Below are 24,298 nucleotides of genomic sequence, written 5' to 3' on the forward strand. Positions count from 1 at the left end.
TACTGCTTGGGCCCCACGACCTACAGGGCCGCTATTTGATCAGCCGGACCTTGTGCTCAGCCTTGATCGACTCGCCGATGATCCCGGCAAGCCGTCGATAGGATTCGTCACGACCGCTCGAGGAGCGGAACACCAGGCCTATTCGTCGACCGGGGCGGGGAGTCGCAAACTGCGCGAGTCCGAGTTGGCTGCGCGCGGCCTCGACCGGCGCCGCGCTCTGCGGGATCAGCGTGACGCCCAACCCGCCCGTCACGCATTGCACGGCGGTCGCCAGCGACGCGGCCCGGGTATCGGCGAGGTCCGCCCGCACGCCTGCCTTCTGGCAGACGTCCAGGGCCTGATCGCGCAGGCAGTGACCCTCGTCCAGCAAGAGCAGTGGCAGCTCCGCCAGCGCGCCGGTGAGCACGCGCTGCTTGCCCGAAAGCGGATGCCCGGGCGGCACCGCGAGCAGGAAATCCTCGTCGTAGATGGCGATCTCGGTGACGCCGGCCGCATCGGAGGGCAACGCGATCAACGCCGCGTCCAGCGCGCCGTCGCGCAGCGCCGCGAGGAGTCGTTCGGTCTGGTCTTCGATCACCCGGAGCGTGAGCGCGGGCAGGCGGCTCGCCAGCCCCGCCAACACCGACGGCAACACGTAGGGCGCCACGGTCGGGATCAGTCCCAACCGCATGGTGCCTTGCAGCGGGTCGGATGCCCCCGCGGCCGCGGCGCTGAAAGCCCCCATCGCCTCGACGACGGCCTGGGCGAACGGCAATAGCCGCATCCCCTCGGACGTCACGCGTACGCGCCGCGTCGATCGCTCTACGAGACGGGTGCCGACGCCGGCTTCCAGCGCCGCCAAGGCCTGTGAGAGGGTCGACTGACTGACGCCGAGAGTGGTTGCCGCACTGCCGAAATGCTGCTTTTCGGCCACCGCGACGAAGGCGCGCAGCCCGGCGACGGTGGGCTGAAAACTCTTATCGGTCATACCTATTAGTGTAGTGGGATATATCACCTTTACTTTAGATCGAGCTCACGGCAGCATTAGGGAAGACAGCTAATCTTGATTAAGTCCAGATAAGGAGCGGACATGGCTTTGCTGACGATCGGCGACCAATTCCCCGCCTACCAGCTCACCGCGCTGATCGGCGGCGACCTGTCGAAGGTCGACGCCCAACAACCCGGCGACTACTTCACCACGATCACCAATGAGGACCACCCCGGCAAGTGGCGCGTGGTGTTCTTCTGGCCGAAGGACTTCACCTTCGTGTGCCCGACCGAGATCGCGGCGTTCGGCAAGCTGAACGACGAGTTCTCCGACCGCGACGCACAAATCCTCGGTGTCTCGATCGACAGCGAATTCGTGCACTTCCAGTGGCGCGCGCAGCACGAAGACCTCAAGCGGCTGCCGTTCCCGATGCTGTCCGACATCAAGCGGGAACTCGTCGAAGCTACCGGGGTGCTCAACGCCGACGGCGTCGCGGACCGGGTGACCTTCCTCGTCGACCCCAACAACGAGATCCAATTCGTGTCGGCGACCGCGGGATCCGTAGGGCGTAACGTGGACGAGGTGCTGCGCGTGCTGGACGCCCTGCAGTCCGACGAGCTGTGCGCGTGCAACTGGCGCAAGGGCGACCCGACGCTGGACGCTGGCGAGTTGCTCAAGGCCTCCGCCTGATCCCAGGCCTGATCACGATTGGAAGACGCGACATGACCGTAGAGACGCTCAAGGCTGCCCTGCCCGAGTACGCGAAGGACCTCAAGCTCAACCTGGGCACGATCACCCGCAGCACCGTCCTGGACTCCGAGCAGCTGTGGGGCACCTTGTTGGCCAGCGCCGTGGCCACGCGAAACCCCCAGGTGCTGAACGAGATCGGCACGGATGCCGCCGACAACTTGTCCGCCGAGGCATACGAAGCCGCGCTGGCCGCCGCGTCCATCATGGGCATGAACAACGTCTTCTACCGCGGTCGCGGCTTCCTCGAAGGCGCCTACGACGATCTACGGCCCGGACTGCGCATGAATGTCATCGGCAATCCGGGTGTGGACAAGGCGAATTTCGAACTCTGGTGCTTCGCGGTGTCGTCGATCAACGGTTGCTCACACTGCATGGTCGCCCACGAGCACGCGCTGCGCGAGGCGGGGACGAGCCGCGAGGCCATTCTGGAAGCGTTGAAGGCTGCCGCGATCGTTGCCGGTGTGGCACAGGCGATTACCGCGTCGCAGACACTAGCGGCGGTCGGCTGATCGCCGCGACGTGACCCCGTCCTGGGTACCCCACGCGATCTGGTGGCAGGTCTATCCCCTGGGGTTCGTCGGCGCCTTTCCGGCGACCGACGCGCCGGACCCCGGGGAACACCGGCTGCGGCGACTGGTGAATTGGTTCGACCACGCCATCGCCTTGGGGGCGTCCGGGATCGCGCTGGGGCCGATCTTCGCCTCGCGCACACACGGTTACGACACCACCGATCACTACCGCATCGACCCGCGCCTCGGCGACGACTCCGACTTCGACTACCTCGTCGCCGAGGCGCACCGCCGCGGGCTGCGCATCCTGCTCGACGGCGTGTTCAACCACGTCGGCGTCGACTTCCCGCGGTATCGCGAGGCGCCGCACAACGACGAGGCGGCACGCTGGTTTCGCGGGCGCCCGGGCCGATTCCACACCTTCGAGGGCCATTCCGAACTCATCACCCTCAACCACGACAATCCCGAGGTCGTCGCGTACACGGCGGACGTGATGGCGCATTGGCTCCGCCGCGGCGCGGACGGCTGGCGCCTGGATGCGGCGTACATTGTGCCGCAACACTTCTGGGCTGCAACTCTGCCGAAGGTCCGCGAACTACATCCGGATGCCTGGTTCGTCGGTGAGCTGATCCACGGCGACTACGGCGCGGTCGTCGATGCGGCCAGGTTCGACTCCGCCACCCAATACGAGCTGTGGAAGGCCATCTGGAGCGCGCTCAACGACGCCAACTTCTTCGAGCTGGACTGGGCGCTGCAGCGACACAACACTTTCCTTGCCAGCTTCGCCCCGCTGACATTCATCGGCAATCACGATGTCACCCGCATCGCCAGCCGGCTGGAGAACTCCGCACACCTGGCTCACGCGCTGGTGATCCTGCTGACGGTGGGCGGCGTGCCCAGCGTGTACGCCGGCGACGAGTTCGCGTTTCGCGGGGTGAAGGAAGAGCGCTACGGCGGAGACGACGCGGTGCGCCCGGAGTTCGGCTCTCCCCCAGTGCAATTGGACGCATTCGGCACCGACGTGTGGGCGCTGCACCAATACCTCGTCGGGCTGCGGCGCCGCCACGCCTGGCTGCATTCGGCGTCGACCACCGCACTGCGGCTGACCAACCGGCACTACGTCTACGAGACGCGCAGCGGCGAGAACGCATTGCTCGTCGCGCTCAACATCGACGACAAGCCCCTCCAGCTGCCCCTATCCGAACTCGGCGCGGCGCGGGCTCACGTTGTCGCCGGATCGGCGGCCCCGCCCCAGGACGTCGTGGAGACGGTGGCCGTCGAGGCCCACGGCTGGCGCATCCTGAGCCCCGTCTAGGAACGCCTCAGCCGCGCCACGGTCAGCTGGTCTTCCTCGCCGCCGTAGTACCGGTCGAGCAGCGTTACGAAGTCCTCGTTGTCCTCGGCCGCACGGGCGAACAGCGTCATCGACGAACGCAGCTTGAGGTCGTCGGGGGAACCGAATATCTCCGCGATCGAACGGCCTCGCACCTCGTTGACCAGCTGGGCGCATTCATGCAATCGCGGCCCGAGCGGGTCGTGCCGCAGATAGGCGCGGGCTTCCTCGAGCGAGGCGATGCCGTAGTGGTCCGCCATCGGGCTGCTGCCCAGCCCGCGAAGTTGCGGAAACACGAACCACATCCAGTGACCGCGCTTGCGCCCGCCGCGCAACTCGTCGACGACGCTGCGATAGACCGGGGCCTGAGCATCGACGAAACGCTTCAGGTCGAAGGGGTCGGCTGCCGACGCCATACGACTACGGTTGCACACATGGCGGTCAAACGGCGAGTGCCCAAAGTGCGCCATCTGGCACCGCTGATCCAATTCAGGAGGCCCCAGTTCAGCGCGACGAAGCGGCGCCTCGACTCCGCCTTCACCATCGAGGATCTGCGGCGAATCGCCAAGCGGCGCACCGCGAGGGCGGCGTTCGACTACGCCGACGGCGCCGCCGAAGACGAGTTGTCCCTACAACGTGCCCGACAAGCGTTCCGCGACATCGAATTTCATCCGACGATCCTGCGCGACGTCAGCAACGTGACCGCCGGCTGGAACGTGCTCGGCCAACCGGTTGTGCTGCCATTCGGGATCGCGCCGACCGGGTTCACCCGCCTGATGCACACCGAGGGCGAGATCGCGGGCGCACGGGCGGCGGCCCGGGCCGGGATTCCGTTCTCGCTGTCCACACTCGGTACCTGTGCGATCGAAGACCTGGTGACCGCTGTTCCGCAGGGGCGGAAGTGGTTTCAGCTGTACATGTGGCGCGACCGCGAGCGCTCGATGGCGCTGGTGCAACGCGCGGCCGACGCCGGCTTCGACACCCTGCTGGTCACCGTCGACGTGCCGGTCGCCGGTGCCCGGTTTCGCGACAACCGCAACGGCATGACGATCCCGCCGGCGCTGACGCTGCGAACCGTCCTCGACGCGGTGCCGCACCCGAAGTGGTGGTTTGATCTCTTGACCACCGAGCCGCTGGCGTTCGCGTCGCTGGACCGCTGGTCCGGGACGGTCGGCGAGTATCTGAGCACGATGTTCGATCCCAGCCTCACCTTCGCGGACCTGGAGTGGATCAAGGCCCGATGGCCGGGAAAGCTCGTCGTGAAAGGTATCCAGACCCTCGACGATGCGTGCGCCGTCGTCGACCGCGGAGCAGACGGCATCGTGTTGTCCAATCACGGTGGCCGCCAACTGGATCGGGCCCCGGTGCCCTTTCACCTATTGCCCGTCGTCGCTCGCGAGGTCGGCAAGGACACCGAGATCCTGGTGGACACCGGAATCATGTCCGGCGCGGATATCGTCGCGGCGATTGCGTTGGGGGCGCGATGCGCGCTCGTCGGGCGGGCCTATCTCTATGGGCTGATGGCCGGCGGTGAGGCGGGCGTCGACCGCGCCATCGAAATCCTGCAGACCGGTCTGATCAGGACGATGGGGCTGCTGGGCGTGACCTGCCTGGAGGAGCTTTCGCCCAAGCACGTGACGCAGCTGCGGCGGCTGGGCCCCGTCGAGCCCCCTGCGCGCTGACCGTCAGCCGCGGCTGAGGCCCGCCCAGATTCCGCGATCAATCTCGTCGTTCTGGACCGCGCCGCCGGCTGGGGGTGTCTGCTGGCAGTTGCAGGTCAGGCTGCCGAATATGTTTTGGTCCGACTGGCTCGGGTCGGCGCTGGCCGGCGCCGCTCCCGCAATAGCAGAGCCGAAGATCGCTGCGCTGACAAGCATTTTCGTGATCATGTCGAAGGCTCCTAACAGTTTCGCTACTAGCCATGTAACCGGCTTAGATAGTTACATCTTGCTCCGAGTCGTGAAACCTGTCAAGGTGGTTACATGAAGTTCGTCTACGTGAGTGGTCGGCGGTGCCTGGACTTCGCGGGCACGGTGAAACACCGCATGTCGGCGCGCGAGGAGCTGCTGGCCGACCCCCGGCTGCTGTCGGACTGGGCGGTTCAGGCGGGTCTGCTGGACGATGCGATCGACGTCACCGACGACGAGCTCGTCGCGGCGATTGAACTGCGCGAGGCGAGCTACCGGACCGTCGTCGCGCGCCTCGAGGGGCGCCGACCCCAGGTCGCCGACGTCGACGTGCTCAACGAGTGGGCGTCGCGACCGCAGCTTGCGCCGCGATTGCTGCGCACCGGCGCCACCCGCCGCGAGGGCACCGCGCCGCGACTGCTCGCGAGCCTCGCCGCGGATCTGCTCGACCTCATTGCCGGACCCGACCTCGACAACGTCAAACGTTGCGCACATCCCGGGTGCACGCGCCTTTACGTCGATTCGTCCAGAGCGAAAAACCGGCACTGGTGCGGGATGAGCACCTGCGGAAACAAGGTGAAGGTCCAGGCGTTTCGGGCGCGCCAGCGCGCGGCGGCCCACTGACGCGAAGATCGCCCCGGTTCCCCCGGGAACAAAGCACCTCCAACCAGGGTTGAGCGCAACAGACTAAACCTTTGGAGGACGAGTGTCTCAAGCCAATTCAGTCCCGGTGCTGTTCGTCACCGACACCATCGTGTTACCCGGAATGGTCGTGCCGATCGCACTGGACGACGCCGCACGCGCGGCCATCGACGCAGCCCGGGCCAGCGAATCGAGGCAGCTGCTGGTCGCCCCGCGGCTCGAGGACCGCTACCCGTCCCACGGTGTGATCGCGAAGATCCTGCAAGTCGGCCGCATCGCCGGCGGTGGCACCGCCGCCGTCGTGCGCGGCGAGCGCAGGGCGCAGATCGGGGCCGGCGCCACCGGTCCGGGCGCGGCGCTATGGGTCGAGGTGACCGAGGTCACCGAGGCCGAGCCGACCGACGACATCAAGGCGCTGGCCGCGGAATACAAGAAGCTGCTGCTGGCCATGCTGCAACGGCGCGACGCCTGGCAGATCATCGACTACGTCAACAGCCTGACCGACCCGTCGGCGCTGGCGGACACGTCCGGCTACGCGTCCTACCTGAGCGATGTGCAGAAGCGCCAGCTGCTGGAGACGGTCGACGTCGGCGAGCGGCTACGCGTGCTGATCGACTGGACCGGCGAGCACCTGGCCGAGGTCGAGGTCAACGACAAGATCGCCGACGACGTGCGCGAGGGCATGGAGAAGACGCAGAAGGAGTTCCTGCTGCGCCAACAGCTGGCCGCGATCCGCAAGGAATTGGGCGAGGGCGAGCCCGATGGATCCGACGACTACCGGGCCCGCGTCGAGGCCGCCGACCTGCCCGAGAAGGTGCGCGAGGCCGCGCTGCGCGAGGTCGGCAAGCTGGAACGCTCCAGCGACCAGAGCCCGGAAAGCGGCTGGATCCGCACCTGGCTGGACACCGTGCTCGACCTGCCCTGGAACGTCAAAACCGAGGATTCGACGGACCTGGCCGCGGCGCGGGCAATCTTGGACGCCGATCACCACGGGCTGGACGACGTGAAGGACCGCATCGTCGAATACCTGGCTGTGCGCTCCCGGCGTGCGCAGCGCGGGCTGCAGGTCGTCGGCGGCCGCGGCTCGGGTGCGGTGATGGTGCTGGCCGGTCCGCCCGGCGTCGGCAAGACGTCTCTGGGTGAGAGCGTCGCGCGCGCGCTGGGCCGCAAGTTCGTGCGCGTCGCGCTGGGCGGCGTGCGCGACGAGGCCGAGATCCGCGGGCACCGGCGCACCTACGTGGGCGCGCTGCCCGGCCGGATCGTGCGCGCGATCGGCGAGGCGGGATCGATGAATCCAGTTGTGCTGCTTGACGAAATCGACAAGGTCGGTTCCGACTACCGTGGCGACCCGAGCGCGGCGCTGCTCGAGGTGCTGGACCCGGCGCAAAACCACACGTTCCGCGACCACTACCTGGATCTGGACCTGGACCTGTCCGACGTCGTCTTCCTGGCCACTGCCAACGTGATCGAGACCATCCCGTCGGCCCTACTGGACCGGATGGAGCTAGTGGCTATCGACGGCTACACCGAGGACGACAAGGTCGCTATCGCCCGCGACTACCTGCTGCCACGGCAGCGCGAGCGGGCGGCGCTGAACGACGACGAGGTCACCGTCACCGACGCCGCGCTGCGCAAGATCGCCGCCGACTACACCCGCGAACCCGGGGTGCGGCAGTTCGAACGCCTGCTGGCCAAGGCGCTGCGCAAGGTCACGACGAAGATCGCCGAGGAACCGGTGACCCCGATAATCGTGGACGAGCCCGATCTGGTGGATTACCTTGGCCGGCCGCGGTTTACGCCCGAGTCGGCCGAACGCACCGCGGTGCCCGGCGTGGCCACCGGCCTGGCCGTGACCGGGCTGGGCGGCGACGTGCTCTACATCGAGGCCGGGGCCACCGACGGCGAACCGGGCCTGCAGTTGACGGGCCAGCTGGGTGACGTGATGAAGGAGTCGGCGCAGATCGCGCTGTCCTACGTGCGCTCGCACGCCGCCGACCTGGGCGTCGACCCCAAGGCGCTGGACCGGCGCATCCACGTCCACGTGCCCGCCGGGGCGGTGCCCAAGGACGGCCCGTCGGCCGGTGTCACGATGGTGACCGCGCTGGTCTCTATGGCCACCGGACGCCAGGTCCGCTCCGACGTCGGCATGACCGGTGAGGTCACGCTGAACGGGCGGGTGCTGCCGATCGGCGGGGTGAAGCAGAAGCTGCTGGCCGCCCAACGTGCCGGGCTGTCAACGGTTTTCATCCCAGCGCGCAATGAGCCCGATCTGGACGACGTGCCCGCCGAGGTGCTCGAGGCGCTGACGGTCACGCCGATGACCGACGTCGCCGAGATCGTCGCGCGGGCCCTGGAACCGGTGGCCGAGACGGCAACCGTCGCGGCCTAATGCGGCTGTGGAGGTTTTGGCCTCCCCCGTGGCTGGGTAGGCCTTGGAGCAGAGGGAGAACCGGCCGGGGGGTTCACCTCTACCCCGACGTTTAGCAACTGCGCGGGTGACGAACAACAAATCGCTGCTGAGAGGCTGCCGGATGGCGGCCGATCGGCTGGATAAGGAGTTCACCATGAGGTTGAACAGAATTGCTGCTAGCGCCGCGATTGCAGGTGCTTTGACGTCCGGTGCGCTCGGATTTGGTGCCGGATTGGCGCAAGCCGATCCGAACGGCCCGAATGTGCCGGGTCCGGTGCCTGGTCCGAATGTGCCTGGACCGAACGTGCCGGGCCAGAATGTGCCGGGACCGGGCATACCTGGACAGCCGATTTGTAACGGCGGCCCGGGCGTCAACTGCAACGGGCCGGGCACGCCGCTGCCACCGGGACAGAACGGATTCCCGCCGCCGGGCCACTACAACGACCCGATCGGCTACGGGCTCCCGGCGCGCTGGATGCCACCGGGTCAACCGGTCGACTACCCAGTCGTATTTAACCCGGCCTTGAACCAGTGGGGCGTCTTCCTGCCTGGCGGCCAATTCGTGGCGTACGCGACGACCTAACAGGCAGAACGAGACAGCCGCCGCCAATGCGCGGCGGCTGTCCTCGTCTGCGGCAAAACGGCGCAGGGGCCGCGCAAGGCCGTTACTGTGCGGGAATGGCCGTGATCCTGCGCAAGATGCTCCGCATCGGCAAACTGCCCGCCGATATGCGGGCCGAAGTCGAATCGGAGGGAATACTCCATCTCGCCGAGTTCGTCCCCGTCACTTTCCGATTCAACGGCTCGGTACCGGGTTTCGTGGTCAAGGGCAACAACATCCGCAGCTATGCCGGTTCCCTGGCCCTTACCCCTCAGCGGGTTCTCGGGACGTTGTCGACCGTGCCGAAATTGGCGGGTCGAGCCATCGACCAGCGCTGGGACGCGCCCCAGAGCGGACCGGTCAAGGCGGAGTTCTCCGAGAGCGGTCTCGCACTCGACGTCGACGTCAGCCAGGTCGACCCCGCGTTCTCCGGTCACCTGTCACTGCGCTACAAAACGGCCATCCCCGAAGCGGTGCTGACCACCATCCCCCGCCGGTCGCTGGCCTTCGACGTGCCCCGCGAGTGGGTCCTGCGCGCCGTCGGCGTCCCGGCCCGCCGGCCCGCATAGCCCTGCCGGATGCTGCCACAATCGGGGACATGACCGACCTGAGGGATTTGAAGCGGCAAGTCGTCCACCGCGTTCAACGTCTGGTGGTGAATCCGGTGGGGCGGCAACTGCCGGTGACCATGCTCGAGACCGTCGGCCGCAAGTCGGGGCAGCCGCGGCGCACCGCGGTAGGCGGTCGCGTGGTGGACAACCAGTTCTGGATGGTCTCCGAGCACGGTGAGCATTCCGACTACGTCCGAAACATCAAGGCCAACTCCGCCGTTCGGGTGCGCGTTGGCGGTCGGTGGCGAAACGGAACGGCTCACCTCATGCCCGACGACGACGCGCTGCGGCGGCTGGGCAACCTCCCCCGGCTTAACAGCGCAGTCGTGCGACTGATGGGTAGCGACCTGCTCACCATTCGAGTGGATCTGGACTGACAAGGCGTTCGCCACTTCGCCGAGCCTGTAAATCCGCAGCAGAAGTACGAGTAGCGGCCTGCAAAATTACAGGCTCGGCGCGTGTCGGTCGCCGGCGTTAAGGTCGGCGCATGGCCTACGACGAAGACCTGGCCAACCGGATCCGCGAACTGCTCGGATCCGAGCGTGGCGTCGAGGAAAAACGCATGTTTGGTGGCCTCGCGTTCCTAGTCAACGGCAACATGTCCGTCGCCGCCAGCGGGCAGGGCGGATTGCTGGTGCGGGTGCCGCCGGACGACACCGACAAGCTGCTGGAACGCGACCACGTCAGCGCCATGGTGATGGCGGGGCGGGAAGCCCGGGGCTGGTTGCGCGTCGACGCCGACGGTGTGAAAACCAAGCGCCAGCTTCAGGGTTGGGTGAGCCGAGGCGTCGGCTACGCGCGCAGCCTGCCAGCCAAATAGGCGGCAACGCCCGGCCCGGTTTGCGCGGGAACCGCGCGGGTACGCGGTGCGGTATGAGCGGGCGCGAAGAACTGGTGGGGCGACTGCTCAACGTCGCCGGCACCACGTACGCCGCCGAGGCGGGCATTCGGGTCAACGACAAACCGATGCCGTTGTTTCAGCTCCTGGTGCTGTGCATGCTGGCCAGCAAGCCGATCGATGCCACTACCGCCACGCGTGCGGCCCGTGAGCTCTTCAAGACGGGCCTGCGCACCCCGAAGGCCGTCCTGGCCTCGGACAGGCGGACCATGATCAGCGCGTTCGGCCGGGCTCACTACGTGCGCTACGACGAAAGCTCGGCCACCCGCCTCACCGACATGGCCAGGCGGGTTTGCGACGAGTACGCCGGCGACCTCCGCGAGCTCGACGGTCGCAGCCACCAAGACATCGGCGAGGCCAAGCGAATGCTCAAGACGTTCAAGGGGATCGGTGAAACCGGCGCCGACATCTACCTACGCGAGGTGCAGGACGTCTGGACCTGGGTTCGCCCGTATTTCGACGACCGCGCCACCACCGCGGCCAAGCGGTTGGGCCTGCCTGCCGACGCGGCAAAGCTGGCCTCGCTCGCTCCGCGTGCCAACGCCCGGCTGGCCGCCGCGTTGGTGCGGGTCGCACTCGACGACGATCTGCGCCGGCGGGTGACCGGTTGAGCCCCCTGTGACGGTGCGGATCGGCACGTCGGGCTGGTCGTATCAGCACTGGACCGACGTGCTGTACCGGCCCGGCCTGCCGGCCGGCAAGCGGCTGGCGCGCTACGTCGAGGTGTTCGACACCGTCGAGCTGAACGCGAGCTTCTACCGCTGGCCCAAGGATTCGACGTTCGCGGGGTGGCGCGACCAATTGCCGGCCGGCTTCACCATGTCGGTCAAGGCCCATCGCGGACTGACCCACTACCGCCGACTGGCCTCCCCCGAGCCCTGGATCGAACGGTTCGAGCGCTGTTGGCAGCTGCTGGGTGATCGGCGCGGTGTGCTGCTGGTTCAGCTGCACCCCGAGCAGCAGCGCGACGACGCGCGGCTGGATTCGTTCCTGCGGCAGGTGCCGGCGTCGATCCGGGTGGCCGTGGAGTTGCGGAATCCATCCTGGAACGATCCCGCGGTGTACGAGGTGCTCGAACGCCGCCGCGCGGCCTATGTGGTGATGAGCGGCGCCGGATTGGCGTGCGTGCCGCGCGCCACCGCCGATCTGGTGTACGTCCGGCTGCACGGCCCGGATCAGGATTCGATCTACGCCGGCTGCTATTCCGGCGACGACCTGCGGTGCTGGGCCGACCGGATCGCCGGCTGGGACCGCGACGGCAGGGACGTGTGGGTGTATTTCAACAACGATCTCGGCGGCCACGCCGTCCGCAATGCCCTGACCTTGCAAGAACTCTTGGCCTGAGCCGGCCCGCGTAGGCTGGGAATGTCGAGGAAAGAACGGAGCAGCAATCATGGCCAGCTCGACCACATTCGTCATCGTCGGCGGCGGACTTGCCGGAGCCAAGGCCGCAGAAGCGTTGCGCGACAGCGGCTTTGACGGCCAAGTCATCCTCTTCGCCGAAGAGGAACACCTGCCCTACGAGCGACCACCGCTCTCCAAGGAGTATCTCGCCGGCAAGAAATCGCTGACCGATTTCACCGTGCAGAATTCCGAGTGGTACCGCGACAACGACGTCGACGTGAGACTCGGCTCGCGTGTGCAGACCCTGACCCCCGCCGAACATACCGTCACACTCCCAGACGGCAGCGCGGTGCGGTACGACAAGCTGTTGCTGGCGACCGGATCGGCATCGCGGCGGCCGCCGATACCCGGATCCGACGCCGGCGCGGTCCACTATCTGCGCACCTATGACGACGCCGTGGCGCTGAATTCTGTTCTCGCCGAGGGGTCTTCGCTGGCCGTGGTCGGAGCCGGATGGATCGGGCTGGAGGTGGCCGCCGGCGCCCGACAGCGCGGCGTCGCCGTGACCGTCGTCGAGACGGCCAAACAGCCGCTGCTGGCCGCGCTCGGCGAATCGGTGGGCGAAGTGTTCGCCAACCTACATCGCGATCACGGGGTGGACTTACGGCTCGAGGCGCAGGTCGACGAGATCACGACGAAGGGCGGCAAAGCCACCGGACTGAAAATGCGCGACGGGTCGACGCTCCCCGCCGATGCGGTGTTAGTGGCCGTCGGCGCCCAGCCGAACGTCGAACTCGCCGAGCAGGCGGGGTTGTCCATGGGCGACGGCGGTGTGCTGGTCGACGCGTCGCTGCGCACGAGCGACCCTGACATCTACGCGGTCGGGGACATCGCCGCGGCCGAGCATCCGCTGTTCGGCTGCCGGATTCGCACCGAGCACTGGGCCAACGCGCTCAAGCAGCCCGCGGTGGCAGCCGCCGGAATGCGAGGCGAGCCAGGCGAATACGCGGAGCTGCCCTACTTCTTCACGGACCAGTACGACCTCGGGATGGAGTACGTCGGGCACGCACCCAGCTTCGAGCGGGTGGTGTTCCGGGGTGACGTCGCCGGACGCGAATTCGTCGCGTTCTGGCTCGACGGCGAAAACCGGGTGCTGGCCGGGATGAACGTCAACATCTGGGATGTGCTCGACGACGTCAAAGCGCTGATCAGGTCCGCGACTTCCGTCGACCCCGACAGGCTGGCGGATCCGCAGTCCCCGCTTGCCGACCTAGTGAGCTGACGCCTCGGCGGGCACCCACGTCCCGTCGATAACGTCGGGCGGGCGTTGCGCCTGCAGGCGCTCCCGCTCAGCGCGCCGGCGCTTGATCCGCAACCGGGCATCGGCCGGCATCGTGACCAGCTCGTCGCAGGTCAGGTAGTACACGTCGGCCACGACGTCGATCAGGTCCGCCGCCACCCGTCGAGAACCCAACTCGCGCAACGCCGTTCGAAGCTCATGGGTGAATCGGATGGTGGCGTCGTGAGCCAGCTCGCGCGACACGCGAGCATTGTCGGCGAGACGCCGGGCCAGTGTCTCGGGCGGCGGCGGCTCGGCGGGGGCGTCGGCGGCTTCGGCGGCCGCCGCCAGCAGCATCGCCGGGTCGTCGAAGAACACCGTGCTGGCCAGCTCGGCTTCCCCTGGCCCGCGGTATCCGATGCGGGCGACCGCGGCGTCGAGCGCGGCGGCGGTACCCGGAGACAGGGCGCGGATGCTGTCGAGATTGCCGTCCCGGGCCAGGGCGGCCAGCGGCGGGTCGGCGCGCAATATCGTTGCCAGCTCGGCGATCTCGGCCGCTACGCGGCCACCCTCGAGGATCATGCCCAGCCCCGGCACCCTGGTTCCCGCCCCGGTGCGTTCCAGCGCGGCCGCCGTCACGCCGGTGTCGATCAACGACAACGCCGTCAGGATCCAGCCCTGGTGAATCCGGTCGCGCAGCAGCCGTAGCCGCACCCCGAGGCTGGCATCGGGCAGCAGCCTCAGCTGCGCGTCATCGAGGTGTTCCGCCGCGGCGGCGGCGCCGTAGGCGCGCGTGTTGGTCCGCAGATGACGCAATATCGCGAGCGATCGTGCCGCGGCGACCGCCTTGGCGACCGTCCCCACCGCCCCGCCGGCCAGCTGGGGTGGACCGAACGGCAGCAGGTCACCGACCTGTGGTTGGTCGATCAGGGCGCGCCGGACCAGCGCGCCGGAGTCCCACCCCGGGAGCTGCGCGGCGGCAACGACGTTGGACGACACCCCGACGTAGGGGCGATGACCGAACACCGCGATGGCCCTGCTCCCCCATTCGTCACCCACGACGCCACCGAGTGCGAGCACCTGACCCATCACCCGGCCGGCCGTTCGCAGCCCGCTCAACTGGACGTCCAGGGTTATCGGGGTCAGCGGTCCGGGCAGCGCCTCGGCGAGGCCGGTCGCACTGAAAACCGGGAACCGCGGATCGATCATGTCGTCGAATTCGCCCTCCACGCCCTCCGGTGCGGCGTTGCGCAGCGAACCGGGCGGCGCGTGCCGCGGGAGTACCTCCACCGGCAGCGCCAGTCGCCCCCCATGGTGGACCGCACCGCCGGGGCCGAGTTTGCGGCCGGCGAGTCCGCGCGCGGTGTCGGCGACCGCCTCGATTGCCTGCCAGCCGAACTCGAACCCCCAATCCTCTTGTGCCGCAGTGATATCCATCTCCGGAATCAACTGTGACCAGCTGCGAACCCCATACGGCCGGGAACGCGGATCGGCGGATCGCAGCACCCGCCAGGCCGTGATCACGTTGGTGGCGTCCGGTGTGGCCAGGTCCACGACACCGGTGCGGTCGGTGTTCAGCGCCAAAACCAGGAACCGCACCAGGTCGTCGAGGTGCAGCACCCGCATGGTCTGTGCGGAAACCTTGCTGCGCAGCAGCGTGGCCACGGTGCGGCACACCATCCAGTCGAGCTGACGGCCGACCGGCGGCGCGATTCGGACCACGACGCTCGGCGCCCAGCTGGTGGACACCAGCTCCTCGGCGGGTCGATACAGGTCGGGCCGGCCCGCGGCCTGGGAGACGAACAGCAGTCGCGCGCCGGCGCGGGCGGCCGCGTGGGTCACCCGCGCGACGCCGTCGATGTCCGCGCTGCCGGGGGCGGTCGCGTCGACCGGGGCCAGGTGGATGACCGTGTCTGCCTCGTCGGCCAGCTGCTGCAGGACGGGGTCGCTCAGCGGCGCGCAAACAAATTCGACGTTTGGGTCCAGGCAGGCATGCGGGCGCTCAGCAATGCCGCTGACGGTGTGGCCAGCCGCGATGAGCTGGCGTGCGACCAGCCGCCCGACGGTGCCGGTGGCGTCGGTAACCAGGATCTGCACCTGGGCTCACCTCCCCCAACGTCACCCTCGACAATAGGCAAGTCGCTGTCATTTGCGCGACTGTTACTCCCCAAACGGGGCTCTGGCCTGGCGGTATTCCCGCGGCCGGCTACCGCAGCGTGGCGCTGCCGTCCGCGGCGACGGCAACCTTGGCGCCACCGATGTCTTCATGCACGGTTTCCTGCGCCGCGGCGCCGTCGGTGATCACGGCCAACGTTCGCGACCCGTCGGGCGTGCGCACAGCAACGAATGCCTTCTCCGCCCGCCCATCCCGGTCGAACGGTGTCGTCCAGGCTTCGACGGTGCCGACGCCCTCCCATTCGACCAATCCGTCGCGGGTGGGCTCCCGATCCACCGCGGATTGCGCGTCCTCCCAACGGAATTCGGAAGGAGGTTCGGTGCCGTAGACACCGAAGCTGTGCTTGGTCAGGTAACCGCCGTTGGCGGTGATCAGGGCGCGCCGTCCCGGATTGGCCACCAGCAGTTCGGCGACGGTGGCGATCGAATGCATGACGTAATTGCTCCACGGGCCGCCCGCGAACGTCAGGCCGCCGGTGACGGTCAGCGGACGCGCCGGATCGTCGACGGCCAGCGCCAGTTCGGCCGCGGCGACCTGAACGGCGGACGGAAAGCACGAGTACAGGTCGACATAGTGGACGTCGTCGATGCCCAGGCCCGCGAGCTCCAGCGCCCGGGCGCCCGCGATCCGGATGGCGGTGGACCGGTGCAGCTCGTCACGTTCGGCGATGGCGGGCGTGTCGTGCGCGTCGGTGCCCGCATGCGGGTAAACCCAACGGTCGTCCGGGATCCGCAGGCGTTGCGCCTGCTCGACCGACGTCAGAATCAGCGCGGCGCCCTGGTCCACCATGTTGTTGGAGTTCATCAACTTGGTGTACGGCCAGCTGATCATCCGGTTCTGCGGACCGGGCCGCCGAATCTCCGCCGCGGTCACCGGCTTACGGATCCAGGCGTTGGGATTGCCGACCGCGACGGCGTTGAAGCGCGCCCACAATTCGGCGACGCGGTCGAGGTGGTCTTCGACGGATTCGCCGCGGGCGATGCGAAGCGCCTGCTCGAACAGCGGGTAGACGTAGGCGGGGCGGTCCAGGCCGATCCTGATCTCCGCGTCGCCGGCCATCGGGACGTCGTCGCCGCTGACCTCGGCGAGCGGGACGGAGTCGTCCTGTTCCGTCCACTCGAGTTTGCCGCCCTTGGCCTTCAGACCGCGTCGGGTCCGCCACGTTTCGGCGCCGGCGAGCAGCACTACGCCGGCCCGGCCCGCCTGGATGTCCCGGCACGCCTGGTTGACCAGCGACTGCGGCACGTTGCCGCCGACCGGGCTGTACAGCGTGCGGAAGCCGCAGGCGCCAATCCGTTCGCCGAGCAGCAGCGCGGGATCGCGGTAGCGCGCCGACAGCACGTTCACCACCCGGATGGAATCGACGGCCTCGATCACCCGGGGACCCCCGGCCTGTCGCGCCGCGGCGGCCATCAGGTCGACCGGTTCCACGGATCGCGTTTGCGGGTCGATGTCGTCGCGATGGTTGACCTGACCGCAGCCGATCAGCACCGGTGTGCGGGGGTCGACGGTCACCCGATGAACCTATCGCGGGGTCGACGCCGCCCGGCCGCGGGCATCGGCCATGGGGAAGCCACGAGGCTTTGGCTATCGTCACAGGCCGACCCACGATCGGATGGAGACCGCCAACCCATGAGCGCGCACTTGAGCTATGTCGAAGCCGTGATCGTCGGCGCCGCCCAGGGCATCACCGAACTGTTCCCGGTCTCGAGCCTCGGGCACTCGGTGCTGGTGCCGGCACTGGTCGGCGGTCAATGGGCCGAAGACCTCAACGTGTCGGCTCCCCAATCGCCCTACCTGGCGTTCATTGTCGGCCTGCACGTTGCGACGGCCGCGGCGTTGCTGGTGTTCTTCTGGCGCGACTGGCTGCGCATCCTGGCGGGCTTCTTCTCCTCATTGCGGTATCGCCGAATCCGCACTCCTGACGAGCGGTTGGCCTGGCTGATCGTGCTGGCCACCATTCCCGTGGGCCTGGCCGGGCTGGCGCTGGAACAGTTGTTCCGCACCACGCTGGGCAAACCCATTCCGGCGGCGGCGTTCCTGCTCCTCAACGGCATCGCCCTGTACGCGGGCGAGGTCCTGCGCCGCCGCGTGGCGCCCGCCCACGACGACCCGCCACCGGCCGACGAGGCCGCACACCGCGACGAGGCCGCGCACAGCGGCGAGGCCATCGACAATCGGCTGGCCGAAGTGCCCCTGGGCCGGGGTGTGCTGATCGGCTCGGCGCAGATCCTTGCCCTGCTGCCCGGCATCAGCCGCTCCGGCATCACGATCGTGGCCGGCCTGTGGCGCGGCCTGTCCCACGAAGATGCCGCCCGGTTCTCGTTCCTGCTGGCGACGCCCATCATCCTGGCCGCCGGGGTCTACAAAATCCCGGAACTGTTCGGGCCCCTGGGAAGCGGTATCGGCGGGCAGGTCCTGGCCGGCAGCATCGCGTCGTTCGTCTGCGCCTACCTCGCCGTGCGCTATCTCACCCGGTACTTCCAGACGCGCACCCTGACACCGTTTGCCATCTACTGCGCCCTGGTCGGCGCCGCGAGCCTGGCCTGGCTGACCCTGCGCTGAGAAGGCGCTTATTGCGCACCCCGGCGTCGAGTGCTGTGCTTACCCGATCGCATAGTTGACACCTGTTAAGAACTTGGGGAGGACCAACATGGCAGACAGCGCAGTAGGCCTGAAGGTTCGCGACAAGGTCATCGTGATCACCGGCGGCGCGCGGGGCATCGGGTTGGCCACCGCGACCGCGCTGCACAACCTGGGCGCCAAGGTCGCGATCGGCGACATCGACGAGGTGTGCGTGAAGGAGTCGGGCGCCGCACTCGGCCTCGACGTCCACGGCAAGCTCGACGTCACCGACCCACACTCGTTTTCGGAGTTCCTCGACGACGTCGAGCGGCAGCTCGGACCGATCGATGTGCTGGTCAACAACGCCGGCATCATGCCGGTCGGCCGGATCATCGACGAGCCCGACGCGGTCACCCGCCGCATTCTGGACATCAACGTCTACGGCGTGATGCTGGGCAGCAAGCTGGCGGTCCAGCGCATGGTCCCCCGCGGATCCGGACACGTCATCAACGTCGCCTCGCTGGCCGGGGAGATCTACGCCGTCGGGCTGGCCACCTACTGCGCGAGCAAGCACGCGGTGGTCGCGTTCACCGACTCGGCGCGGCTCGAATACCGCTCGGCCGGCGTGCACTTCTCGATGGTGTTGCCGTCGTTCGTCAACACCGAGCTGACCGCGGGCACCAAGGGCGCCAAGGGATTCCGCAACGCCGAGCCCTCGGAAATCGCCGATGCGATCGTCGGGTTGGTGGTTCGCCCGCGGCCGCGGGTGCGCGTCACCAGGGCGGCCGGCGCGATGGTCGCGTCGCAGAAGTTCATGCCGCGCCGGCTGGGCGAGGGCCTCAACCGCCTGCTCGGCGGCGAGCACGTCTTCACCGACGAGGTCGACGTCGAACAGCGCCGCGCCTACGAAGCCCGCGCCCGCGGCGAAGAATGAGCGCCGCCTAGCGCGCGTTCATCGGAAGCGCGGACAATCGGCCGGGTGAGCCTAGAAACCGCAACGACCGCGACCACGAAACTCTCCGACGACGAACTGGGCCTCATCGACAAGTACTGGCGCGCTGCCAACTACCTGTCGGTCGGGCAGATCTATCTGCTGGACAACCCGCTGCTGACCGAGCCGCTGTCGGCCGAACACGTGAAACCGCGGCTGTTGGGCCACTGGGGCACCACGCCGGGACTCAACCTCATCTACGCGCACCTGAACCGGGTCATCCGCAACCGCGACGCCAACGTCATCTACGTCACCGGGCCCGGTCACGGTGGGCCCGGGCTGGTGGCGAACGCGTACCTGGAGGGCACCTACAGCGAGGTGTACAGCGGCATCGGGGAGAACACCGAAGGGCTGCGCCGGCTGTTCCGTCAGTTCTCCTTTCCCGGCGGCATCCCCAGCCACGTGGCCGCGCAGACTCCCGGGTCGATCCACGAGGGCGGTGAACTCGGCTACGCGCTGGTGCACGCCTATGGTGCGGCGTTCGACAACCCGGATCTGGTGGTCGCGTGCGTCATCGGCGACGGCGAGGCCGAGACCGGGCCGCTGGCGACCAGTTGGCACTCGAACAAGTTCCTCAACCCGGCCGTCGACGGCGCGGTGCTTCCGATCCTGCACCTCAACGGGTACAAGATCGCCAACCCGACGGTGCTGGCCCGAATCCCGCAGACCGAGCTCGAATCCCTGTTGCGCGGTTACGGATACCGGCCGATCACGGTGGCCGGAGACGACCCGGCGTCGGTGCATCAGCAGCTGGCCGCCGCCCTCGACGACGCGTTCGACGACATCGCGGCCATTCAGCGCGCGGCGCGCTCTGGTGGTCAGACCGATCGGCCGGTGTGGCCGATGATCGTGCTGCGCACGCCCAAAGGCTGGACCGGACCGAAAGAGGTGGACGGAAAGCGGGTCGAGGGCACCTGGCGATCGCACCAGGTGCCGCTGGCCGCGACGCACGAAAACCCCGAGCACCGCGCGCAGCTCGAGGAGTGGCTGCGCAGTTACCGCCCCGAGGAGTTGTTCGGCGAGAGCGGCGCGCTGCGCGCCGAGCTGCGGGCGATCGCACCGCGCGGTGACCGCCGGATGAGCGCCAACCCGCACGTCAACGGCGGGCTGTTGCTGCGCGAGTTGGACCTCCCGGACTTCCGCGACTACGCGGTGGAGGTCGGACAACCGGCGTCAGCGATGCACGAGGCCACCCGGGTGCTGGGCACGTTCCTGCGCGACGTCATCGCCCGCAACCCGGACCGCTTCCGGCTCATGGGGCCCGACGAGACGGCGTCGAACCGACTGGACGCCGTGTACGAATCCACCGACAAGGTCTGGCTTTCGGAGACCGGGCCCGATGACGAAAACCTCGCGCCGGACGGCCGCGTGATGGAGGTGCTCTCAGAGCACCTGTGCCAGGGCTGGCTGGAAGGCTATCTGCTGACCGGCCGGCACGGGCTGTTCAACTGCTACGAGGCATTCGTGCACATCGTCGACTCGATGCTGAACCAGCACGCGAAGTGGTTGTCGACCAGCCGCGACTTGCCGTGGCGCCAGCCGATCGCGTCGCTCAATTACCTGCTGAGCTCGCACGTGTGGCGCCAGGACCACAACGGCGCGTCCCATCAGGACCCCGGGTTCATCGACCTGGTCGCCAACAAGCGGGCCGAGATCGTCCGGGTTTACCTGCCGCCGGACGCCAACACGCTGCTCTCGGTCGCCGACCACTGCCTGCGCAGCCGCGACTACATCAACGTCATCGTCGCCGGCAAGCAGCCGGCGCTGAGCTACCTGGCTATCGACGACGCGATCGCGCACTGCACCCGCGGGCTGGGGATCTGGCAGTGGGCGAGCACGGCCACCGCCGAGCCCGACGTTGTGCTCGCCTGCGCCGGGGACATCCCGACGCAGGAGACGCTGGCCGCCGCCGACGTCCTGCGTCGCGAACTGCCCGACCTGGCCGTTCGGGTGGTCAACGTCGTCGACCTGATGCGGCTGCTGCCCGACTCCGAGCACCCACATGGCTTGCCCGACAACGAATTCGACGCACTGTTCACCCGCGACAAGCCGGTGATCTTCGCCTACCACGGCTATCCGTGGCTGATCCACCGGCTCACTTACCGCCGCACCAACCACCACCACATCCACGTGCGCGGGTTCAAGGAGCGGGGCACCACGACGACGCCGTTCGACATGGTGATGCTCAACGACCTCGACCGTTTCCATCTGGTCACCGATGTCATCGACCGGGTGGACGGTCTGGCCAACCGGGCCGCGGTGCTTCGTCAGCGGATGGTGGACGCGCGCCTTGCCGCCCGCCTCTACACCCGCGAGCACGGCGAGGACGATCCGGCGATCGCCGGCTGGACCTGGGAGTCGCCTCAATCGAAGTGAGCAGGGCCGCCGCGAGCCGCGGGTAAACTTGCCCGATGCCCGACGCGACGACGGCCGCCCACACCCATCCGGTGGTGTCGCAGCTTTCGGCGCTGCACCGCTTCCGGGTCCACCTCGACATCGCCGTCGTGGTCGTGGTGCTGGTGCTCACCAACCTGATCGCGCACTTCACCACGCCCTGGGCGAGCGTCGCGACCGTCCCCGCCGCCGCGGTCGGGCTGGCGTTGTTGATGCGGGCCAACGGTCTGGACTGGGCCGACCTGGGCCTGGGCCGTGAACATTGGAAGTCCGGGCTCGGCTATGCGCTTGCCGCGGTGGGCGTGGTCGCGTCGGTCATCGCGGTCGGTGTGCTGCTGCCGATGACCCGGCCGATGTTCATGAACAATCACTACGCCACGATCTCGGGCGCGCTGATCGCCTCGATGGTCATCATTCCGCTGCAAACCGTGATCCCCGAGGAGTTGGCGTTTCGGGGTGTGCTGCACGGCGCGCTGAGCCGGGCCTGGGGATTTCGCGGAGTCGCGCTGGCGGGTTCGCTGCTGTTCGGCCTGTGGCACGTCGCGACGTCGCTGGGGCTGACGAGCAGCAACGTCGGTTTCACGCGGGTGTTCGGCGGGGGTTTCGTCGGGATGCTGGCCGGGGTGACGCTGGCCGTATTGGCCACCGCGACAGCCGGATTCGTCTTCAGCTGGCTACGCCGGCGCAGCGGCAGCCTGATCGCGCCGATCGCCTTGCATTGGTCGCTGAACGGGCTGGGCGCCCTGGCCGCCGCGCTGGTCTGGCACCTGTCGACCTGACGCCGGGTCAGACCAGCAGCACGGCGGCGCCGGCGATGCACCCGCCGGCCAAATCGGCCAGCGCCCGATCCGCTTGTGCGAGCGGGTATTCCGGCGTGGTCACCTCGATGTGATGCTCGGCGGCGAAGGCGAGGAAGGCCCGCGCGTCGGCCCGCGTATTCGACGTGACCGACCGGATCTCGCGCTCCTGGAACAGATGGCGTTGGTAGTTGAGGCTCGGAATGTCGGACAGGTGAATCCCGGCGATCGACAAAGTCCCGCCACGGTCGAGTGCCTCCATCGCGGGCAGCACCAGATCGCCGACCGGCGCGAACAGGATTGCGGCGTCCAGCGGCACCGGCGGCGGATCGGCCGCGCCTTGCGCCGACGCGGCCCCGAGCTTCATCGCCAGCTCCTGCGCCTCGGCTCCGCGGGTCATCACGTGCACCTCGGCGCCCTGGGCCAACGCGACTTGCGCGGTGATGTGGGCGCTGCCGCCAAAGCCGTAGATACCCAGCCGGCCGCCCGGCGGTAGCTCGGCGCGCAGCAGGGAGCGGTACCCGATGATGCCGGCGCACAAGAGCGGGGCAAGCTCGCTGTCGCTGTAGCCGCGGGGCAGGTGGTGCGCGAAAGCCGCAGGGACCGTGGCGAATTCGGCGTATCCCCCGTCGGCGTCCCAGCCGGTGTAGCGCGACTCCGGACACAGGTTCTCGGTGCCCCGGCGGCAGTACTTGCAGACGCCGCAGGTGTGGCGCAGCCAGGCAATGCCCACCCGGTCGCCCACCTCGAAGCCGTCACCGGCCGCCCCCGCACCGACCTCTGAGCCGACTTCTATGACCTCGCCCACCACCTCGTGGCCGGGCGTTACTCGCTCGCGGTGCACCGGCAGGTCGCCCTCGGCCACATGCAGGTCCGTGCGACACACACCGCACGCGCGCACGGCCACCAGTAACTCGGACGGCTCGGGGCGCGGCACGTCGGCGGTGACCTGCTCGAGCGGACCGGTTTCCATCGGGCCGGGCCGCCGCACTCGCCACGCGCGCATCGTCGTGGGTCAGGTCCTTCGGATCATCCCGACGATCCACAGCAGGATTACCGAGCCGAGGATCGCGGTGAACAAGGTGAACCACCAGCCGCCTGCGGCGGTGTCGACGAAGAAGCTCAGCAGGAACCCGCCGATCAACGCGCCGATGACGCCGATCACGATGTTCATCAGGATGCCCGAACCGCCGCCTTTGACGATCTTGCCGGCGATCCAGCCCGCGATTCCACCGATAATGATGTAGCCGATCCAGCCGACGCTGGTCAGGGTTGTCGAGCGGGCAAGAAATTCGGTTGCTGCCATGACGTCCATCCGGGTCTCCTTGCGTTCGCTGGCAAAGCCCGGTGCAGGTACCGGGCCGTGCTTTCGGTATACCCCGTTTGCGTAACGAACTCAGGCGGATTCGGTCTGCTGCGGCGCCGGCGTGGGGGTGGCCTCGCCCGCGGGCGCTTGGGCCGGCGGAGCGGCCGGCGCGGGGGCGCCTGGAGCGGGCGCGGGTGCCGGGGCCGGAGCTCCCGGCGCGCCCGGCGCGGGGGCGGCCGGCGGGGCCGTCCAGGGCTGGATCGACTGGGCGAGCGCCGTGGCCGCGTTCGTGTCCACCGGGTCGTTCGAGGTGCCAAGCCACACCACGAACCAGCGCTGCGGCGGGCTCGCGGTAGCTGACCCGATGACCCCCGTCCAGATCTGGCCGTTCGGCTTGCTCGGGTCGCTGAACTTCACCTCGTAGTACGACGCGCTTCCGGTGAGCCCATCGGCGCCGGTCAGTGTCGCCGTCGCCTGGTTTATCCGCGTGCCTGGATACGGCATGAAGAACTCACCCATGTCGGAGCCGAGCCGGACGGCGGCCTTGGCGTTGTTGGGTTCGGCACTGGCGTAAAGCTTTTGGTCCAGCCGGCCCATGACGATGCGGGTGTCGTTGGCGACCGGCGGCGCCTGGTTCGGCATCGGCGGCTGGCCGATGGTCTTGCTCAGCAACTCCGAGCCGTAGTCCAGGTGCGACGCGTCCGACTCCACCCAGCCGGGGGGCAGCACGAAGCTGAATCCGCCGACGGCGTTGCCCAGGCGCCCGGCGTTCGGGTCGGGGGGTGGCGGGGCGTTCGGATCGACGGGCGCCTGGGCAA

At 68.3% G+C, this 24,298-nt stretch carries 25 protein-coding genes; 17 read left to right on the forward strand and 8 right to left on the reverse strand.

What is annotated here, in order from left to right:
• Positions 1 to 31 precede the first annotated feature (31 nt).
• Positions 32 to 967: a hydrogen peroxide-inducible genes activator gene (locus ACQI5H_RS09295; RefSeq protein ID WP_427079088.1), complete on the reverse strand. Its 936-nt coding sequence runs from the start codon at positions 965 to 967 to the stop codon at positions 32 to 34.
• Positions 968 to 1,069: 102 nt separating this feature from the next.
• Here ACQI5H_RS09295 and ACQI5H_RS09300 point away from each other — a divergent pair, with 102 nt between their 5' ends.
• The 3 genes from ACQI5H_RS09300 to ACQI5H_RS09310 are packed head-to-tail and all read left to right on the forward strand — an operon-like array spanning position 1,070 to position 3,541.
• Positions 1,070 to 1,657, forward strand: a complete 588-nt coding sequence (locus ACQI5H_RS09300; RefSeq protein WP_076123253.1) for a peroxiredoxin — start codon at positions 1,070 to 1,072, stop codon at positions 1,655 to 1,657.
• Positions 1,658 to 1,689: 32 nt separating this feature from the next.
• Positions 1,690 to 2,226 carry an alkyl hydroperoxide reductase gene (locus ACQI5H_RS09305; RefSeq protein WP_427079089.1) on the forward strand — a complete coding sequence of 179 codons (537 nt, stop codon included), beginning with the start codon at positions 1,690 to 1,692 and terminating at the stop codon, positions 2,224 to 2,226.
• Positions 2,227 to 2,236: 10 nt separating this feature from the next.
• A complete protein-coding gene (locus ACQI5H_RS09310) occupies positions 2,237 to 3,541 on the forward strand; it encodes an alpha-amylase family glycosyl hydrolase (protein WP_427079090.1) in 1,305 nt (434 codons plus the stop codon).
• Here the strand turns inward: ACQI5H_RS09310 and ACQI5H_RS09315 are convergent.
• Entirely contained in the window at positions 3,538 to 3,975 is a 438-nt protein-coding gene (locus ACQI5H_RS09315; RefSeq protein WP_427079091.1) for a DUF1810 domain-containing protein, read from the reverse strand. The two genes, ACQI5H_RS09310 and ACQI5H_RS09315, sit on opposite strands and share 4 nt — an antisense overlap.
• An 18-nt stretch (positions 3,976 to 3,993) precedes the next feature.
• Here ACQI5H_RS09315 and ACQI5H_RS09320 point away from each other — a divergent pair, with 18 nt between their 5' ends.
• The gene (locus tag ACQI5H_RS09320) at positions 3,994 to 5,241 is read left to right on the forward strand and encodes an alpha-hydroxy acid oxidase (RefSeq protein ID WP_427079092.1); all 1,248 of its coding nucleotides are present in this window, start codon (positions 3,994 to 3,996) and stop codon (positions 5,239 to 5,241) included.
• Positions 5,242 to 5,244: 3 nt separating this feature from the next.
• Here the strand turns inward: ACQI5H_RS09320 and ACQI5H_RS09325 are convergent, their stop codons facing one another.
• Entirely contained in the window at positions 5,245 to 5,448 is a 204-nt protein-coding gene (locus tag ACQI5H_RS09325; RefSeq protein ID WP_427079093.1) for a hypothetical protein, read from the reverse strand.
• Between the two features lie 93 nt (positions 5,449 to 5,541).
• Here ACQI5H_RS09325 and ACQI5H_RS09330 point away from each other — a divergent pair, with 93 nt between their 5' ends.
• The 9 genes from ACQI5H_RS09330 to ACQI5H_RS09370 all read left to right on the forward strand — a co-directional run bounded on the left by ACQI5H_RS09330 (position 5,542) and on the right by ACQI5H_RS09370 (position 13,254).
• The gene (locus ACQI5H_RS09330) at positions 5,542 to 6,090 is read left to right on the forward strand and encodes a CGNR zinc finger domain-containing protein (protein WP_427079094.1); all 549 of its coding nucleotides are present in this window, start codon (positions 5,542 to 5,544) and stop codon (positions 6,088 to 6,090) included.
• 82 nt (positions 6,091 to 6,172) lie between these two features.
• Positions 6,173 to 8,497: an endopeptidase La gene (gene lon / locus ACQI5H_RS09335; RefSeq protein WP_427079095.1), complete on the forward strand. Its 2,325-nt coding sequence runs from the start codon at positions 6,173 to 6,175 to the stop codon at positions 8,495 to 8,497.
• 175 nt (positions 8,498 to 8,672) lie between these two features.
• Positions 8,673 to 9,101, forward strand: a complete 429-nt coding sequence (locus tag ACQI5H_RS09340) for a hypothetical protein (protein ID WP_427079096.1) — start codon at positions 8,673 to 8,675, stop codon at positions 9,099 to 9,101.
• Between the two features lie 95 nt (positions 9,102 to 9,196).
• Positions 9,197 to 9,688 (forward strand): hypothetical protein, encoded by a 492-nt coding sequence (locus tag ACQI5H_RS09345; protein WP_427079097.1) that lies wholly within the window; start codon positions 9,197 to 9,199, stop codon positions 9,686 to 9,688.
• A gap of 29 nt (positions 9,689 to 9,717) precedes the next feature.
• On the forward strand, positions 9,718 to 10,107 hold the full coding sequence (locus ACQI5H_RS09350) for a nitroreductase family deazaflavin-dependent oxidoreductase (RefSeq protein WP_427079098.1): 390 nt from the start codon (positions 9,718 to 9,720) through the stop codon (positions 10,105 to 10,107).
• Positions 10,108 to 10,217: 110 nt separating this feature from the next.
• Positions 10,218 to 10,550 (forward strand): TfoX/Sxy family protein, encoded by a 333-nt coding sequence (locus ACQI5H_RS09355; protein WP_427079099.1) that lies wholly within the window; start codon positions 10,218 to 10,220, stop codon positions 10,548 to 10,550.
• Between the two features lie 53 nt (positions 10,551 to 10,603).
• A complete protein-coding gene (locus tag ACQI5H_RS09360; protein ID WP_427079100.1) occupies positions 10,604 to 11,239 on the forward strand; it encodes an endonuclease in 636 nt (211 codons plus the stop codon).
• A 7-nt stretch (positions 11,240 to 11,246) separates the two neighbouring features.
• A complete protein-coding gene (locus ACQI5H_RS09365; RefSeq protein WP_427079101.1) occupies positions 11,247 to 11,972 on the forward strand; it encodes a DUF72 domain-containing protein in 726 nt (241 codons plus the stop codon).
• Between the two features lie 49 nt (positions 11,973 to 12,021).
• Positions 12,022 to 13,254 (forward strand): NAD(P)/FAD-dependent oxidoreductase, encoded by a 1,233-nt coding sequence (locus ACQI5H_RS09370; protein WP_427079102.1) that lies wholly within the window; start codon positions 12,022 to 12,024, stop codon positions 13,252 to 13,254.
• On the opposite strand, the gene ACQI5H_RS09375 is transcribed toward ACQI5H_RS09370, so the two are convergent.
• Together ACQI5H_RS09375 and ACQI5H_RS09380 are read right to left on the reverse strand one after the other, a co-directional pair.
• A complete protein-coding gene (locus ACQI5H_RS09375) occupies positions 13,243 to 15,348 on the reverse strand; it encodes an NAD-dependent epimerase/dehydratase family protein (RefSeq protein WP_427079103.1) in 2,106 nt (701 codons plus the stop codon). The genes ACQI5H_RS09370 and ACQI5H_RS09375 overlap by 12 nt on opposite strands.
• A 109-nt stretch (positions 15,349 to 15,457) precedes the next feature.
• A complete protein-coding gene (locus tag ACQI5H_RS09380; protein WP_427079104.1) occupies positions 15,458 to 16,942 on the reverse strand; it encodes an acetyl-CoA acetyltransferase in 1,485 nt (494 codons plus the stop codon).
• A gap of 117 nt (positions 16,943 to 17,059) precedes the next feature.
• On the opposite strand from ACQI5H_RS09380, the gene ACQI5H_RS09385 reads away from it, so the two are divergent.
• The 4 genes from ACQI5H_RS09385 to ACQI5H_RS09400 all read left to right on the forward strand — a co-directional run bounded on the left by ACQI5H_RS09385 (position 17,060) and on the right by ACQI5H_RS09400 (position 22,156).
• Positions 17,060 to 17,992: an undecaprenyl-diphosphate phosphatase gene (locus ACQI5H_RS09385; RefSeq protein WP_427079105.1), complete on the forward strand. Its 933-nt coding sequence runs from the start codon at positions 17,060 to 17,062 to the stop codon at positions 17,990 to 17,992.
• Positions 17,993 to 18,080: 88 nt separating this feature from the next.
• Positions 18,081 to 18,926, forward strand: coding sequence for an SDR family oxidoreductase (locus ACQI5H_RS09390; protein ID WP_427079106.1), 846 nt, complete (start codon positions 18,081 to 18,083; stop codon positions 18,924 to 18,926).
• A 45-nt stretch (positions 18,927 to 18,971) separates the two neighbouring features.
• The gene (locus ACQI5H_RS09395; protein WP_427079107.1) at positions 18,972 to 21,359 is read left to right on the forward strand and encodes a phosphoketolase family protein; all 2,388 of its coding nucleotides are present in this window, start codon (positions 18,972 to 18,974) and stop codon (positions 21,357 to 21,359) included.
• A 35-nt stretch (positions 21,360 to 21,394) separates the two neighbouring features.
• Positions 21,395 to 22,156: a CPBP family intramembrane glutamic endopeptidase gene (locus tag ACQI5H_RS09400; RefSeq protein ID WP_427079108.1), complete on the forward strand. Its 762-nt coding sequence runs from the start codon at positions 21,395 to 21,397 to the stop codon at positions 22,154 to 22,156.
• A gap of 7 nt (positions 22,157 to 22,163) precedes the next feature.
• On the opposite strand, the gene ACQI5H_RS09405 is transcribed toward ACQI5H_RS09400, so the two are convergent.
• The 3 genes from ACQI5H_RS09405 to ACQI5H_RS09415 all read right to left on the reverse strand — a co-directional run.
• Positions 22,164 to 23,180, reverse strand: a complete 1,017-nt coding sequence (locus ACQI5H_RS09405) for a zinc-binding alcohol dehydrogenase family protein (protein WP_427079109.1) — start codon at positions 23,178 to 23,180, stop codon at positions 22,164 to 22,166.
• A 9-nt stretch (positions 23,181 to 23,189) separates the two neighbouring features.
• Positions 23,190 to 23,489, reverse strand: coding sequence for a GlsB/YeaQ/YmgE family stress response membrane protein (locus ACQI5H_RS09410; RefSeq protein WP_076058058.1), 300 nt, complete (start codon positions 23,487 to 23,489; stop codon positions 23,190 to 23,192).
• An 81-nt stretch (positions 23,490 to 23,570) separates the two neighbouring features.
• The coding region (locus tag ACQI5H_RS09415) for an APA family fibronectin-binding glycoprotein (RefSeq protein ID WP_427079110.1) at positions 23,571 to 24,298 on the reverse strand (728 nt) is incomplete at its 5' end.

It is taken from the genome of Mycobacterium heidelbergense (genome assembly GCF_050205645.1).
In the GTDB taxonomy this organism is placed as follows: domain Bacteria; phylum Actinomycetota; class Actinomycetes; order Mycobacteriales; family Mycobacteriaceae; genus Mycobacterium; species Mycobacterium heidelbergense_A.

Bases quoted from the DNA above. Each gene is read 5' to 3' on its own strand.
- ACQI5H_RS09295 (WP_427079088.1), bottom strand. From the start codon at position 967: ATGACCGATAAGAGTTTTCAGCCCACCGTCGCCGGGCTGCGCGCCTTC.
- ACQI5H_RS09345 (WP_427079097.1), top strand. From the start codon at position 9,197: ATGGCCGTGATCCTGCGCAAGATGCTCCGCATCGGCAAACTGCCCGCC.
- ACQI5H_RS09330 (WP_427079094.1), top strand. From the start codon at position 5,542: ATGAAGTTCGTCTACGTGAGTGGTCGGCGGTGCCTGGACTTCGCGGGC.
- ACQI5H_RS09390 (WP_427079106.1), top strand. From the start codon at position 18,081: ATGGCAGACAGCGCAGTAGGCCTGAAGGTTCGCGACAAGGTCATCGTG.
- ACQI5H_RS09355 (WP_427079099.1), top strand. From the start codon at position 10,218: ATGGCCTACGACGAAGACCTGGCCAACCGGATCCGCGAACTGCTCGGA.
- ACQI5H_RS09385 (WP_427079105.1), top strand. From the start codon at position 17,060: ATGAGCGCGCACTTGAGCTATGTCGAAGCCGTGATCGTCGGCGCCGCC.
- ACQI5H_RS09315 (WP_427079091.1), bottom strand. From the start codon at position 3,975: ATGGCGTCGGCAGCCGACCCCTTCGACCTGAAGCGTTTCGTCGATGCT.
- ACQI5H_RS09300 (WP_076123253.1), top strand. From the start codon at position 1,070: ATGGCTTTGCTGACGATCGGCGACCAATTCCCCGCCTACCAGCTCACC.
- ACQI5H_RS09350 (WP_427079098.1), top strand. From the start codon at position 9,718: ATGACCGACCTGAGGGATTTGAAGCGGCAAGTCGTCCACCGCGTTCAA.
- ACQI5H_RS09340 (WP_427079096.1), top strand. From the start codon at position 8,673: ATGAGGTTGAACAGAATTGCTGCTAGCGCCGCGATTGCAGGTGCTTTG.
- ACQI5H_RS09325 (WP_427079093.1), bottom strand. From the start codon at position 5,448: ATGATCACGAAAATGCTTGTCAGCGCAGCGATCTTCGGCTCTGCTATT.
- ACQI5H_RS09360 (WP_427079100.1), top strand. From the start codon at position 10,604: ATGAGCGGGCGCGAAGAACTGGTGGGGCGACTGCTCAACGTCGCCGGC.
- ACQI5H_RS09370 (WP_427079102.1), top strand. From the start codon at position 12,022: ATGGCCAGCTCGACCACATTCGTCATCGTCGGCGGCGGACTTGCCGGA.
- ACQI5H_RS09305 (WP_427079089.1), top strand. From the start codon at position 1,690: ATGACCGTAGAGACGCTCAAGGCTGCCCTGCCCGAGTACGCGAAGGAC.
- ACQI5H_RS09405 (WP_427079109.1), bottom strand. From the start codon at position 23,180: ATGCGCGCGTGGCGAGTGCGGCGGCCCGGCCCGATGGAAACCGGTCCG.
- ACQI5H_RS09320 (WP_427079092.1), top strand. From the start codon at position 3,994: ATGGCGGTCAAACGGCGAGTGCCCAAAGTGCGCCATCTGGCACCGCTG.
- ACQI5H_RS09400 (WP_427079108.1), top strand. From the start codon at position 21,395: ATGCCCGACGCGACGACGGCCGCCCACACCCATCCGGTGGTGTCGCAG.
- ACQI5H_RS09410 (WP_076058058.1), bottom strand. From the start codon at position 23,489: ATGGACGTCATGGCAGCAACCGAATTTCTTGCCCGCTCGACAACCCTG.